The 14,888-nt window shown below is 41.3% G+C and carries 11 protein-coding genes; 5 read left to right on the top strand and 6 right to left on the bottom strand.

The annotated features are described in order from the left end of the window. Positions 1–45 precede the first annotated feature (45 nt). Positions 46–2,691, bottom strand: coding sequence for a DNA mismatch repair protein MutS (gene mutS, locus RS893_RS12225; protein WP_315791396.1), 2,646 nt, complete (start codon positions 2,689–2,691; stop codon positions 46–48). Positions 2,692–2,905: 214 nt separating this feature from the next. Further along, positions 2,906–3,616 carry a rhomboid family intramembrane serine protease gene (locus tag RS893_RS12220; RefSeq protein ID WP_315791395.1) on the bottom strand — a complete coding sequence of 237 codons (711 nt, stop codon included), beginning with the start codon at positions 3,614–3,616 and terminating at the stop codon, positions 2,906–2,908. A 147-nt stretch (positions 3,617–3,763) separates the two neighbouring features. Here RS893_RS12220 and RS893_RS12215 point away from each other — a divergent pair, with 147 nt between their 5' ends. After that, a complete protein-coding gene (locus tag RS893_RS12215) occupies positions 3,764–5,923 on the top strand; it encodes a tetratricopeptide repeat protein (protein ID WP_315791951.1) in 2,160 nt (719 codons plus the stop codon). A gap of 92 nt (positions 5,924–6,015) precedes the next feature. On the opposite strand, the gene RS893_RS12210 is transcribed toward RS893_RS12215, so the two are convergent. Beyond that, positions 6,016–6,672 carry a metalloregulator ArsR/SmtB family transcription factor gene (locus RS893_RS12210; RefSeq protein ID WP_315791394.1) on the bottom strand — a complete coding sequence of 219 codons (657 nt, stop codon included), beginning with the start codon at positions 6,670–6,672 and terminating at the stop codon, positions 6,016–6,018. A gap of 99 nt (positions 6,673–6,771) precedes the next feature. Here RS893_RS12210 and RS893_RS12205 point away from each other — a divergent pair, with 99 nt between their 5' ends. After that, positions 6,772–7,485, top strand: a complete 714-nt coding sequence (locus tag RS893_RS12205; protein ID WP_315791393.1) for an SDR family oxidoreductase — start codon at positions 6,772–6,774, stop codon at positions 7,483–7,485. 168 nt (positions 7,486–7,653) lie between these two features. Here the strand turns inward: RS893_RS12205 and RS893_RS12200 are convergent, their stop codons facing one another. Further along, a complete protein-coding gene (locus tag RS893_RS12200) occupies positions 7,654–7,977 on the bottom strand; it encodes a hypothetical protein (RefSeq protein ID WP_315791392.1) in 324 nt (107 codons plus the stop codon). A 925-nt stretch (positions 7,978–8,902) separates the two neighbouring features. On the opposite strand from RS893_RS12200, the gene RS893_RS12195 reads away from it, so the two are divergent. Then, positions 8,903–11,461: a penicillin acylase family protein gene (locus RS893_RS12195; RefSeq protein WP_315791391.1), complete on the top strand. Its 2,559-nt coding sequence runs from the start codon at positions 8,903–8,905 to the stop codon at positions 11,459–11,461. A 93-nt stretch (positions 11,462–11,554) separates the two neighbouring features. Here the strand turns inward: RS893_RS12195 and RS893_RS12190 are convergent, their stop codons facing one another. Continuing rightward, a complete protein-coding gene (locus RS893_RS12190; protein WP_315791390.1) occupies positions 11,555–12,064 on the bottom strand; it encodes a pentapeptide repeat-containing protein in 510 nt (169 codons plus the stop codon). A gap of 15 nt (positions 12,065–12,079) precedes the next feature. Here RS893_RS12190 and RS893_RS12185 point away from each other — a divergent pair, with 15 nt between their 5' ends. Beyond that, the gene (locus RS893_RS12185; RefSeq protein WP_315791389.1) at positions 12,080–12,631 is read left to right on the top strand and encodes a YraN family protein; all 552 of its coding nucleotides are present in this window, start codon (positions 12,080–12,082) and stop codon (positions 12,629–12,631) included. Positions 12,632–12,879: 248 nt separating this feature from the next. On the opposite strand, the gene RS893_RS12180 is transcribed toward RS893_RS12185, so the two are convergent. Further along, positions 12,880–13,269 carry a hypothetical protein gene (locus RS893_RS12180; RefSeq protein ID WP_315791388.1) on the bottom strand — a complete coding sequence of 130 codons (390 nt, stop codon included), beginning with the start codon at positions 13,267–13,269 and terminating at the stop codon, positions 12,880–12,882. A 242-nt stretch (positions 13,270–13,511) separates the two neighbouring features. Between RS893_RS12180 and queA the strand changes: the two genes are divergently transcribed. Continuing rightward, positions 13,512–14,732, top strand: a complete 1,221-nt coding sequence (gene queA / locus RS893_RS12175) for a tRNA preQ1(34) S-adenosylmethionine ribosyltransferase-isomerase QueA (RefSeq protein ID WP_315791387.1) — start codon at positions 13,512–13,514, stop codon at positions 14,730–14,732. The last annotated feature ends 156 nt before the right edge of the window (positions 14,733–14,888 follow it).

The following is a 14,888-nucleotide window of genomic DNA, read 5'->3' as shown; positions in this document are numbered from 1 at the left end:
GATTGAGTCAACAGACATCGCCTTTGTTCTGTCAAACTCCACAAGTTAAGTGCGATCGCTTGACTCCAAACTTTGCAAACCAATGGCAATCTTACTGTGCTTTTCAATTTGTCCCATCACCTGCTTTGCCCGTTGAATTACTATCCCAGGTAAACCTGCCAACCTTCCCGCTTCAATACCATAAGACTTATCCGCACCCCCTGGCTGCACCTGATGCAAAAAGATGATTTGGTCTGGTAACTCCTTCACTGTCACCTGATAATTAGCCACATTGGGTAATAGTGATGCTAACTCATTCAACTCGTGGTAGTGCGTCGCAAAAATCGTCCGCGCCTCAATCTCAGCCGCTAAATATTCCGCCACTGCCCAAGCGATCGAAAGCCCGTCAAAAGTTGCCGTCCCTCGTCCAATTTCGTCCAACAATACCAGTGATCGCGATGTGGCATGATTGAGAATATTCGCAGTCTCATTCATCTCCACCATAAACGTAGATTGACCCGTAGCCAAATCATCTACCGCACCCACACGGGTAAAAATGCGATCGCACACACTCAACTTCGCATACCTAGCTGGCACAAAACTACCAATTTGCGCCATCAACTGAATTAACCCCACCTGCCTCAAATAACAACTCTTACCACTCGCATTCGGCCCCGTAAGGATAATTAAGTCAGGATGGGGTGGTGGGGTGGTGGGGTGGTGTGAATTCTCCCTATCTCCGGTTCTCCCCATCTCCCAATCAGTTGTGGACTTTCCTCCCAAACAAGTCGAATTTGGCACAAAAAACCCCGTCGGCAAAGACTGTTCCACCACCGGATGACGCCCATCGACAACATAAATCTCTCGTCCCTCCACCATCTCGGGGCGACAGTAACCTTGATATACAGCCAACTCCGCCAAACCGCACAACACATCCACTGCCGCCACGGCCCGCGAAAGATTCCGAATCACCTCCGCCTGGGCTGCAACTTCCTCCCGTAACGCCACAAAAATTTCATACTCCATCTGGTTCAAATCATCCCGCGCCGTTAGAATCCGCGCTTCTCGTTCCTTCAACTCTGGAGTAATGTAGCGTTCTTCATTCGTCAAAGTTTGTTTGCGTATATAATTTGACGGTACTTGGTCAGCTTTGGCACGGGAAATACTGATGTAATAACCAAAAGTTTTATTAAATCCCACCTTCAGCGTTTGAATCCCCGTCCTTGCCCGTTCATCAACTTCTAAATTTGCAATCCATTTTTGGTCTTCTTCCACCAAACTACGTCTTTCATCCAAATGGGGATTAACTCCCTGACGAATTAATCCGCCTTCTTTAATATGTATCGGTGGTGACTCCACAATATAACTACGGATTTTTTGCCCTAACTCCTCTAAACCGGGGGGAACTTTCTGCAAGGCTTTCAAAAACACAGAAGAAGCATCCATCACTAACAGCGCTAATTCCGGCAACTTGGACACAGAATCAGCCAAAGCCACCAAATCTTTGGCATTTGCCGTACCAGAACCAGCCCTTCCTGTCAGACGTTCTAAGTCATAAATTTGCCGTAACAACTGCCGCAAATCTTGACGCAGAGGTGTATTTTCTACCAATTCTTGAATTGTATCTTGCCGTGCCCGGATACCTTTGATATCAAGTAGCGGTTGTAACAACCAACGTCGTAAAGCCCGACTACCCATTGCTGTAGAAGTTCTATCTAACGCCCACAGTAAGGAGCCGTGAAAACTACCATCGCGGACAGTTTGCGTAATTTCTAGGTTGCGGCGAGTTTGATGATCTACAATTAAGTAGTCAGTAATTGTATAAGTGCGGAGCAGCTGTAGCGGGATAGAATTATCTTTTTGTGTATCTTCCAAATATTCTAAAAGACCGCCAGCCGCCCGGACTGCAAGGGGGAGGTGTTCACAACCCAAACCTTCAAGCGATCGCACTTTAAATTTCTGCAATAACCTAGATCTCGCTTCCCCGGCGGAAAAAGGTAGTTGCGATCGCAACGCGTAACAAAATGTCGGTGGTAAACATTCCGGTAAATGCTCAGACTTTTCCCCTGGACGTAGTAAACTTCCCAAATCAGGTGCATTCGTAGGAATCAATACTTCTGCCGGCTGCAAACGCATTAACTCTTGGGTTAAATGTTCACTGCTGCTACCTTGGGTTGTAAGGAATTCCCCTGTAGAAATATCTGCGTAAGCCAAACCCCAATGTTCCCCAGCTATGACCACAGCCGCCAGGTAATTATTGCGACTAGCTTTTAGCATACCTTCTTCTAGCAAAGTGCCAGGAGTGAGAATCCGCGTTACTTCGCGCCGTACTAATCTACCAACAGCTTCCGAAGCATCTTCGACTTGATCACAAATTACAACCGCATACCCTTTTTCTACCAACAGGGTAGCATGGCGTTCCCAAGCATGATGCGGGACACCACTCATTGACACCCTTCCCACTTCTCCTACAGGCTTACTGGTGAGATAAAGTTCTAATTCCTGCGCCAAAATTACAGCATCTTCAAAATAGCATTCAAAAAAGTCTCCCACCCGATACAGCAACACCGCATGGGGATACTTCTCCTTCGTTTCCACATAATGCTGAAACATTTGAGTCAGCTTACTGCGATCCACCAGTCGATGGTCAGTAATAAATGTGTTCGCATTGTTGCTGGCGTTTGGCTGGGATGCAGAGTAAGAAGCGGTCATGGATGTTTAGGGATACACATTTTTAACATGCCAATAACCGATGATAGCGCGTTATCCCGGCTACCAAGAAATTGCTCAAGGTTTATTTATTTTTTCTTCATCAAGGAGTTGGAGAGAGGGGAGTGTGGGAGGTGTATTGTTGCGTAATCAGCCTCTACAAATACGATCTCAGCGCTGACGGATGCAAACTTGATATCATTTGTGCTGGCACATTCTATCGTTTTTGTAATTGTCGCATTGTGGTTATGCCCATAATAAAGCCTGCAATTTGCGCCCAGTAATTAATACTATTAAGTGGGTTGACACCACCCGGAATATTTAAACTACCAATGCCATAAAATGACTGTTGTACAAACCACCAAATTGTGTAGAAAATAGCTGGAATTTGCATAGGAATAAATATAATTAACAGAGGCATAACAGTGTCAATTTTTACTTTGGGAAATTTGAAGATATATGCCCCTAAAACAGATGCGATCGCACCATTTGCACCAATCAATGGTATGGTCAAGCTGGGATCAGCAAGAATTTGTATTATTCCTGTCAAAACACCACACATTAGATAAAATCCTAAAAACCGTCCATGTCCCAGAAGATTTTCTAAATTTCTGCCAAAAACCCATAAAAATAGTAGATTACCTAAAATTTGGCTAAAACTGCCATGAAGAAACATGGCTGTGAATAAAGACAGAGAACGCGACAACACAAAAATCCCAGCAGCAGAATTACCAGCTAATAAATTAGCGATCGCACCATGTATCTGTGCTGGAAGCATACCCCAATTACTAATAAAAATACCTAATTCTCCACTAATTTCTAGCTTTAATTCCCATAGAAAAATCAAAATATTAATACCAAGTAACCAGTAAATAATTATCGGCTTTTTACGCGTGCTAATGAAAAGATTATCACTGATAGGAATCATTGGGATTAGTCAATTGTCAATGGTCGATTGTCAATTGTTAGTGGTTAGTTGTTAGTTGTTGGTTATTTAACAATAAGCACTAACCAGCTTAGAAAAACTGTGGCAAGATCGGAATCAGAGCGTAGCGTATTCAACTGGGTAAACCAAATGCTGGGAAACATGCTTGTTGGAAGATACCAAATTATCAGCCATTTGGGAGGGGGAGGTTTTGGTGAAACTTTCGTCGCTTATGATACTCAATTACCTGGTAAACCTAAATGTGTTGTCAAGAAACTTAAACCCCAAGCAACAGATCCAACAACTTTGCAAACAGCAAGACGTTTATTTGATACGGAAGCCCAAGTTTTGTATAAATTAGGTACGCACAATCAGATTCCGCAACTTTTGGCATATTTTGAGGAAAACGAAGAATTTTATCTTGTCCAAGAATTTATTGAAGGTCATAATCTTAGCCAGGAAATCATAGCAGGAAAGCCCCTCAGCCAAGGTCAAGTTATTTCTTTGTTGCAAGAAATTTTACAAATTTTAGATTTTGTCCATCAGCAAAAAGTCATCCATCGTGATGTCAACCCCTATAATTTACTGAGAAGAAAACAAGATGGTAAGTTAGTTTTAATTGATTTTGGGGCTGTTAAAGAAATTACAACTCAGGTAATTAATCCTAGTGCTAAAACTAAATTTACCGTTGCAATTGGGACTCCTGGATATATTCCTGGAGAACAAGCCCAAGGGAACCCAAAATATAGTAGCGATATCTATGCTGTCGGTATTCTTGGGATTCAAGCACTCACTGGTTTATCTCCTGAAGAATTTGAGCAAGACGCAGAAACGAATGAAATTATCTGGCAAAAGCATACAGAAGTCACTCCAGAATTTGCTCAGTTTTTAGACAAAATGGTGCGCTATGATTTTCGTGAACGCTACCCATCAGCAACTGTAGCTTTACAAGCTTTAAAAGATTTGCATAATCCTAATTTTCAAACATTAGCATTAAGTGTTCCTAGTAGCAACCAACCATCAATCACAAATAATAAACGCAAAAAACATATTACAAAAAAAATCTTAGCTGGAATAATAATTTTAGGGTTAGGGACAGGAGCATCTTTATATATTATGAATAGTATTAATTCTGTAAATGCTACAGAATTATATAGAAAAGCCAATACATTTTATGAATTACAACGCTATCAAGAAGCTTTATCTGCATATGAAAAAGCGATAAAAATTCGACCAGATTATGCTGAAGCTTGGAATGGACAAGGTAGTACACTCGGTAAATTAAAAGAATACAAAGCAGCGCTAACAGCCTATGATAGAGCAATTCAAATTCAGCCAGATTATTTAGAAGCTTGGATAGGTAGAGGTTTTGTATTAAAAAATTTGCAACGATATCAAGAAGCGATCGCCTCTTTTGATAAAGCCTTACAACTAGAAAATAACTCTCCTCAAGTCTGGACTGCAAAAGGAGAGGCTTTAAGCAGTTTAAGGCGATACGATGAAGCCATATCGGCTTATGAGCAAGCGATTAATCTGAAAAAAGATGATTACGAAGCTTGGTACAATAAAGCTCTAACACTGCAAAATTTAAAACGCTACGAAGAAGCAGTAAGAGCATACGATAAAGCTGTAGAAATCAAACCAAGTTATGCCGAAGCTTGGTATCATCGTGGCAATGCTCTAGTTAATTTACAACGCTATCAAGACGCATTTACCGCCTATGATAAAGCTGTGCAAACTAATCCAAGTTTTTACCAAGCATGGTTATCAAGAGGTAATATTCTGATTAGTTTACAACGCTATCCCGAAGCAGTTGAATCCTTTAATCAAGTTATTCAAATTAATCCCAAAAATTACCAAGCATGGTATGCTAAAGGCTGGTCGCAACATCAAATGCAAAGATACAACGAAGCATTAGCAGCTTACGATCAAGCGGCTGAATTGAAACGAAACGATTATCAGCTTTGGTATAGCCGGGGTAATTCGCTATACAATTTGCAAAAATATGAAGAAGCGATCGCCTCATATAACCGTGCCGTACGCTACAATCCCCAACACTACGAAAGCTGGTTTTCTAGAGGTAATGCCCTATTTAACTTACTACGTTATCAAGAAGCGATCGCCTCTTACAATCAAGCGATCAAAATCAAACCAGACTCTCAGCAAGCTATCCAAGCACGCGACAAAGCGCAAAGTCAATTGTCAGTGATCAAACCAAATCCAGTAATATTAACTCCGACAAAACCTGGTGTAGCGCCAAGCCAACCAACAAATCCAACAACATTAATTCTGCGGAAAGTTTTACGTTAATAATTTTAAACTTTGGAGGGCGCGTTAGATCCTAGCGCAACACACCGAAATTAATGGTACTTAAATTTTATTTATCAATAGTTTATAGACTGTCAAACGGAATAAGAAACCTGATAAGCACAACGCCTTGAACCTGCAACAATATGTTCTGCCCGTTCGACTGTAACATCCTGTCCTAAAATGCATTGAAATACTTCTAGTTCTTTGTCACACAATCCTGTACAAACAACAGCAGCCGCACAAATTGGGCAATGATTCTCAATCAAAAGAAACGAGCCATCTGAGAGTGCTTGAGTTTCTGCCATATAACCTTCTTCTGTTCGCAGCTGTGCAATCACATCCACTTTCTCTTGTAATGAAGCTTGTATAGGAACCTGCCCTTGATAAGCTGCAATTTGGTTACGAGTTCTCACCTCTAAAAGTCTCTCTAGTCCAGTATCTCCAAAAGCTTCAGTTACAGAATCAATTAATTCTAGGGTTAATTCAGCATATCTGTCTGGAAACAAGCGATTTGCCGCAGGCGTTAACTGCCACAACTTCGCGGGTCGGCCCATTGGGCGGGCTTCTTCTTGATATGTGACTAATTGCTCATCTTGCAGTGCATACAAGTGTTGACGTACCGCCATTGCCGAAATACTCAAGCGTTCTGCTAGGTCTTGCGAGTCCATCGCCCCTTCTTGCTTGAGTAAATTAATAATCGCCCGCCGAGTTCGGACGGATGCTGACTGTTTTTTTGGATTTTTTGTCATGTAAACAAACTAAAGAAATTTCTTTACAAAGTCAACTCTGGGTGATTATGATACTTTTTAAAGAAAAAAATTTACAAAGTCTCAAGTTAAGCTTCTAGTATGAATGTGCAAAAAGTTGCGATTGTTACGGCTGCAAGTCGCGGTATTGGAGCAGGTTGTGCGCGAGAGTTAGCAGCACGAGGCTACAAAATTTCACTCATAGCCCGAAGCAAGAGTGTCTTCCAGTTAGCTGAAGAGTTAGGCGGTGTTGCAATCCAGGGTTCGATTACAAACCCCCAAGATTTACAGCGCTTGGTAGATACGACGCTGGCGAACTTTGGTCACGTTGATGCCGTGGTAAATAGTTTCGGAGATCCACCCCGCCCAGATTTACTATCAATTTCCGATGAAATGTGGATAGAGAATTTTGAAATGCTATTTTTAAGCGTTGTTCGCATAGTCAGGCTAGTTACAAAACCTATGCAACAACAAGGGGGTGGGGTGATTGTCAACATTTCCGCAGCTGATTCCCATGAGCCAGATTTAGGGACACCCTTTAGCGGTACACTCCGTACTGCAATGGAAGGATTCACAAAACTCTATGCCAAGCGTTACAAAGCGGATAAAATTCGCATGATTTCTGTTGCCCCTCACTTTGTTGGCGATAGTATGGAAGAATTTGCAGGCTGGAATTTACCGACTGACATGATGTTTGGTCGTCCTGCTACCTATGCTGAGTTTGCGAAAACAGTTGCTTTTCTAATTTCTGAGGATGCCAAGTTTATCACAGGTACAACCCTTAAAGTTGATGAAGCTTATTCTGCTGCAATTTAGTTACAGCAGTTTTCATCTGTATGAACCAAAATTTTTTAGGGGCGCAAAGCTTTGTACCCCTACTCACTACATAATCAAAAAAGGCGCTGCGATCGCAACACCTCCTGTGAGTATAAGATCAAAAATAAATTTTTTCTTTCCCCTTTACCCTTTAACCTTTCCTCTACTTTAATACGCATCCTCAACCTCAAGCTGAGCCACTGTCACCGCATTAAAAGCGAAAGCAGCAACTAATGGTATCGGACATCTCAGCCAATAGGTAACAAAAGCTGCAATCATGGTTGCAATCACTGCTGTGATCGACCAAAAACGTTCCTCACAGGTTAATCCCTTTTCAGCTTTAATGACTCTGAGAACTTGCATCGGAATTGGTTCAGGCATTACTGCACCAGGAGGAAAAGCCCAATAACTATTACAGCGCTCAATAAATAAATCCGTCCAGCCATTTTCTTGGCACCATTCCTCAATCCATGCATCAGAGTAATGTTTCATATTTCCACTACCAATTCGCTTCAACAAGTTCAACATAGATAATTAGAAAATCAAAAAATAAATATTTCGATTAATCTTAATAATTAGATGAATCTCTTTTAATTTCAATTCACTGCGGTAATTGTTAAAATATTTTAAGAAAAAAATCTACCTCTAATAACTTTTAAACTATTCTTTTCCTACTTAAATAGGCTAACAGTACTTTCATTCTTCCTGCATCAAATGAAAATAAACTTTACTTAGAAATTGGTAACTAAATAATTTGCAACAATTGACTGAGTATATACTTTTAAAGTATATGTACAAAGATTAATTAAATTGATTCCTAAAGCTGAAATTCAATTTAATAATTAGCTTTCAGCAACTTTGAAGAAGGCAGAAGTACGGAGGCAGAGGGCAGAAGGGAATTAAAGGGGGATACCTGCGGAAGCCGCTCCGCGTCTTGTGACCCTCAGGAACATTGCAGACCAGTAAATCTTCGATTTACTGGGGGTCTTAAACCCATTTGGTAGAGGGGACAGATGGCTCAATCACGAACGAAAACTTTAGATCTTCGCCATCTGCCATCTGCCCGAAGCCTTTCTTGATAATTAGCTTTCAGCAACTATAAATTATTGGTTTTTGTGCTGCTAATTTGCTGTTTGTTTAGTGTACATATTGATAAACTTAAGTATAATTACTTAAAATATTTTTTATTTTTTCTTTATTTAAGATACAAGTTTAGTTAAGCAAGCTTAACCTTGCTAGAGAAGGATATTTTAGCAATTATCGGTTATCAGTAAGGAGTACATATTCACTTGGGTTTAAATCCCCCAGCATACTCCTATTCACTGATTTAAAAACCTGGCAACACATAGATGTATCAAAATTATCTATAAATAGACAATGTTACAATTCTAAAAATTTCTCATCTGCGGAATAAATCATGCAGAAGCTATTCAAAAGCAAAATCCTTAAATTGATTAGCATCAGCATCCTAGTTGTAACTTTGGTAATAAGTAGTGCGATCGCTTACACTATTTGTCATTCCTGGCCCCAAGAAAGCGGCAAAATTACATTACCAGGATTGCAAGCACAGGTAGAAGTCCAACGTGATCAGTTGGGTATTCCTCACATCTATGCCCAAAATACCCACGATCTATTTATGGCCCAAGGCTATATTCATGCCCAAGACCGTTTTTGGCAAATGGATTTTTGGCGACACATTGGTTCTGGTCGCTTAGCACAAATGTTTGGTCAGTCGCAGCTTAATACTGATAAATTCCTGCGTACCTTGGGATGGGCGCGAGTAGCCCAAACAGAAATACAGCAGATGGATACAGAAACCAAAAATCTTTTGCAAGCCTACGCTGATGGAATTAATACTTATCTTGCCAACCACCAAGATAGCGCCTTAAGTTTAGAATACGCTGTTTTAAAACTGCTCAACCCTAACTATAAACCCGAACCTTGGCAACTTTTACATACACTCACGTGGGGCAAAGTCATGTCCTACGATCTCGGCGACAACCTAGACAAAGAAATTGAACGCAGTATCCTACTTAAAACCCTCATATCACAACAAATAGACCAACTGATTCCCCCTTATCCTGCTGATCATCCCGTCATAGTTGGACAAGGAGGACAACAAGGAGGACAAAGAGGTGATCTTTCCTCCTTGTCTCCCCCCACTCCACCCTGCGGGAAGTCGCTTGCGCGTCTACACACTCCTCACACTCCACCCTTACGGGAAGCCGCTACGCGTCTACACACTCCCCCCTCTTCCTTATCTCTCCTCCCCCATTCCTTCGACAGTGGCATAGGTTCCAACAACTGGGTAATCTCGGGACAGCGGACTGCAACTGGTAAACCCATCCTCGCTAATGATCCCCACTTGGGTGTACAAATACCATCTATATGGTATGAAGTTGGTTTGCATTGCTTACCAAAAACTCCTACCTGTCCCTACGATGTAGCAGGATTTTCTTTTCCTGGTATGGCAGGGGTAATTATCGGTCACAATGATCGCATTAGTTGGGGAGTAACTAATTTAGAAGCAGATGTGATGGACTTGTTCATCGAGAAAATCAACCCGAATAATCCTAATCAATACGAAGTTAATGGCAAATGGGTTGATATGGAACTGCTAACAGAGAATATTCAAGTTGCTGGTAGTCAGACTGTTGCCCAAACAGTCCGCTACACTCGCCACGGCCCAATTATTTCTGATACATTTGCCCCTTTAAAAAACTTTCATCAAACAGCAGGTATTAACTTGCCAGCAAATTATGCTTTGGCACTGCGATGGACTGCTTTAGAACCTTCAACCTTGGCATCTGCGATCATCAAAATTAATCGTAGTCAAAATTGGCAGGAGTTTCGCGTAGGCGTACGAGATTTTGATGTACCTGCCCAAAATTTTGTGTATGCAGACATTGATGGCAATATCGGTTATCAAATGCCTGGTAAAATTCCTGTTCGCAGAAGTGGAGATGGGCGCTATCCCGTCCCCGGTTGGACAAATGACTTTGAATGGCAGGAATATATTCAGTTTGAGAAACTTCCTACAGTATTTAATCCAGAGTCTGGCTATATTGTGACTGCTAATAATGCAGTTATCGGTAAAGATTACCCTTATCTTATTTCTAGTGAGTGGGACTATGGTTTTCGCGCCCAACGAATAGTAGAAATGATCGCAGCGAAAAAGAATAGTATCACCGTTGCTGACGTGGAAAACATGCAGGCAGACAATAAAAATTTGATTGCCGAAAATATAGTACCTATTCTCCTGGAAATTCCCTTTTCAAATAGCCATTTGGAAAAAATACAGCGTTTACTAGTAGACTGGGATTTTCAGCAAAACTCAGATAGTACTGCTGGGGCAATTTTTGCAGTATTTTGGAAACATCTCTTAGCTGATACCTTTGCAGATCAACTACCCCAAGGTTATTTACCAACTGGTAGCAGTCGTTGGTTTGCAGTCATCCAAGAATTGGTTAAACAACCTAATAGCGATTGGTGGGATAATTATAAAACTCCTGTTGTTGAAAATCGCGACCAAATTTTTCAACAAGCTTTTGCTCAAGCAGTGGATGAACTGGAACATAACTTAAGTAAAGATGTTAGTCGCTGGCGTTGGGGAAATCTCCATACAGTCACCTTCCGTAATCAAACCTTAGGAAAATCGGGTATCGCCCCAATAGAAGCACTTTTCAACCGTGGCCCTTTTCCAAGTGCTGGTGGTAGTTCTATTGTCAACGCAACTGGCTGGAATGCAGCTAAGGACTACACTGTTGTTTCTTTGCCATCAATGCGGATGATTGTAGATTTAGCAAATTGGGATAATTCTGTTGCTATCCAAACCACTGGACAATCTGGTCATGCTTTTCATCATCACTACGATGACATGATCCAACCTTGGCGGCGGTTTAAATATCACCCCATGCATTGGCAACCAGAAAAGGTGGCAAGTAGTACTGCTAAAAGTTTGATGTTGATGCCTTAAGCTGCCTGTCCTACAAGAATTATTTTTGTGTCTTGGTGTCTTTGTGGTTAAAACCCAAAGACACTAAGACTCCAAGTTACATTAAAACAATAGTTAAGGACAAGCCAAAGTATCGCGGGTATCCCGACCTGTGACTGGATTAGTGCCTTTAGCTACCTTACATAATTTATTGAGCGTATCTTCACGGATGTAAACATCAGTAAAATCTGCACCATCAATGATTGCCCCATCAAACATAGTGCCAGTGGTGAATGCGCCTTCTAGGACTGCATTCGTCAAATTGGCTTTAGTCATCCGCGCTGATTCTAAATCAGCGTAACTAAGGTCAGCTCCAGTAAAATCTACTGAGGCTAAATTTGACGAAAAGAATCTCACACCACGTAAATTAGAATTACTGAAGTTGCTGTTACGGAGATTGGCATGGTCAAAGCTGGAATCTGTTAAGTCCTGCTTCGAAAAATCTGCCGCTTCTAGGGTTCGGTTGTTATAGTTAATTGCTACAGCGCTTTCTGGGAAAGCTAGAGCAACTGTGATCGCCATCACAGTCAAAAACAACACACTGAGTATGCTTATTCTAATGCGATCGCTTAACTTAGAACTCATTGTAACTTTTAGCCAATGACGAACCATTCTCCTTACCATTATCTCGATCTCGGCAACACAGGAGAAGACCTAGTGGCACATTGGTTAAAATCCCAAGGTTGGATCATCCTTGATCGTCGCTGGCGTTGCCGTTGGGGAGAAATTGATATTGTTGCCCTGTATGTGGAAGAGGGACACGGGGGACAAGGAGGACAAGGAGGTGATCTTTCTTCCTTGTCTCCCCCCCCTCCCTTGTCTTCTTCTCTCCCCATCTGCCTATCTCCGACTTTGGCGTTTGTCGAAGTAAAAACCCGCAGTCCCAAGAACTGGGATGCGGGGGGAAGAAATGCGATCGCATCATCAAAACAAGTCAAACTTTGGCGTACAGCACAGATGTTTTTAGTAGCACATCCTGACAAAGCAGATTATCCTTGCCGATTTGACGTTGCTATTGTTAGTTATCAAGAAATATCAACACAATTGAGTGGAGATAAATTTAAAGAAAAAAACTTAGTTAGCTCGTATGTCGCAGGGTACAAACTGACGTTACAAGAATATATTACTGCGGCTTTTGATGCAGTCCAATGATATCGGATAATAGTTGTTGCTCATTGTTTGTTATATGTTTTGATAAACAAGCAACAAGCAACAATTAATTACCAATTCCCCTTCGGGTTCGCTACTTTGCCATCTCGGCATAAGCCAAGACAGCAAGTAGTCTCACCAATTACCAATTACCCCATCACATCTTTGTTTTTCGCTCTAATTATATTTAAGGGCTAAGCTATCATTTTTAAAGTTGATAACTGATAACTGATAACTGTTCACTGATTCGGTTAGGCCAAAGTTTCTGGGCAGTAACCTAATCCCCTGACAAATTGTTGTCTAAATGCCTCAATTTCTTCTTTTTCTGGACTACCATGAGAGACAATCGCTACTTGATAGCGACGCATAACATCAACAGGACACTGACCTGCCTCTAAACTCCAAAGTGCCATTTGTACCCGCATTGGCGGCTCGTAGCTTATTCCTAATTCATTTAAAAAAGCCCGAATGTCGCCATCTTCCTGGGGCGATACCTGTTTTCTAAGTTTGACTCTAACCACCCAACCATCAATTTGATGAATTACGGTGACGAAGGAAACAGGTACTTGGGGTTTGGCGTGCAAGAATTGAACAACCCTCAGAGTGAGACTGGCATTTGCCAGATAATACAAGTATTCCATCTTGGTGCTTGGGATCAAAGCCAATCCTACATTTCTATTATTGGTAGAATGAGTCACAACCTGCTAGGGTAAAAGCCCCCGTTTTTGGATAGGGAGGTTTACCCAATTTTTATATAGTTACTTCAGTGGTACTGAATGTTATCTATCTTAAAGTCGAATAATCAATTCAGTAGGCAATACTTTAAAGTTCTTTTAGAAGACACAATTCTCAACCAGCTTGCTTAAGAAAGTCTAAAATCTCAATGCAGGAACAACTCGCAAAAACAAATTCTCATTTAACATCTAAACAGAAAACAGAAAACTCAGAGCTAGATATCACATTAGCTGGGTACGATTATGAATTACCAACTGAACTAATTGCTCAAAACCCAGCAGTTCCCAGAGATAGTTCTAAACTCTTAGTCGTAAATTCTCCGAATGTAGGTAAAGAAAATACCCTTCAACACCGTATCTTCCGAGATTTACCGGAAATCTTACAGGCAGGGGATTTACTAGTGATGAATAATACACAAGTTATTCCAGCACGGTTATACGGTGAAAAATCAACGGGAGCAGAGGTAGAAGTATTGTTGTTAGAGGAAAGACAACATAATTGTTGGTTAGCCTTAGTTAAGCCGGGAAAACGTTTCAAGCAAGGCTCGAAAATTGTTTTTACAGCGAAGGGTAAAACAGATGGGGAGATGGGGAGATTGGGAGATCGAGAGATTGGGAGATCGGGAGAAAGATTTCACCCCACCACCCCACCACCTCATCACCTACTGAGTGCAACTGTCCTAGAAACTGATGCAGCAACTGGAGGACGTTTGCTGCAATTTGATCTGCCAGAAGAAGTTTCTTTGCTGCAATTACTAGATGTATTTGGTGAAGTACCTCTACCGCCGTACATCACAAGCACTGAAGCCCAAAGCGAACAGTATCAAACAGTGTATGCTCAAAATCCAGGAGCGGTTGCCGCTCCCACAGCAGGGCTGCACTTTACTCCAGAACTACTAGAAAAATTACGCCAGCAAAATATTAATCAAGCTTTTGTAACGTTGCACGTAGGTGTAGGGACATTTCGTCCGGTAGAAGTAGAGAATGTCACTACCCATACAATGCATGAAGAATGGATAGAAGTACCACCCAGTACTGTAGAACAAATTCGTGCGACTAAGGCAGCTGGTGGTCGCATTATTGCTGTGGGTACAACGGTTGTCCGTGCTTTAGAAGGCGCTGCAACAACAGGTGAATTACAACCATTTTGTGGTAAGACTAATTTGTTTATTTATCCTGGTTATCAATGGCGGGTAGTAGAAGGTATGATTACTAACTTTCATTTACCGCGTTCCAGTTTGTTGATGTTGGTGAGTGCTTTAATTGGTAGGCAACGATTGCTGAATATCTATCAGGAAGCTATAGCATCTCGATATCGCTTTTATTCATTTGGTGATGCGATGTTAATTTTGCCAGAAGCAAGGATATAGTGTTTTTTTGTGGGATGAATTGTCTAGATCGTCCCACAAATTTATAGTTTTAAAGATTGCGATCGCTCAAGTTTGTAGTGAGGACTTTAGTCTTCTAAATAATTAATAGTATATATTTAACGAACCACAAAGGACATAAAGGACACAAAGTTCACT

This window comes from Fischerella sp. JS2 (assembly GCF_032393985.1).
Classification (GTDB): Bacteria; Cyanobacteriota; Cyanobacteriia; order Cyanobacteriales; family Nostocaceae; genus Fischerella.
This window is presented reverse-complemented; position numbering and strand designations above follow the sequence as displayed.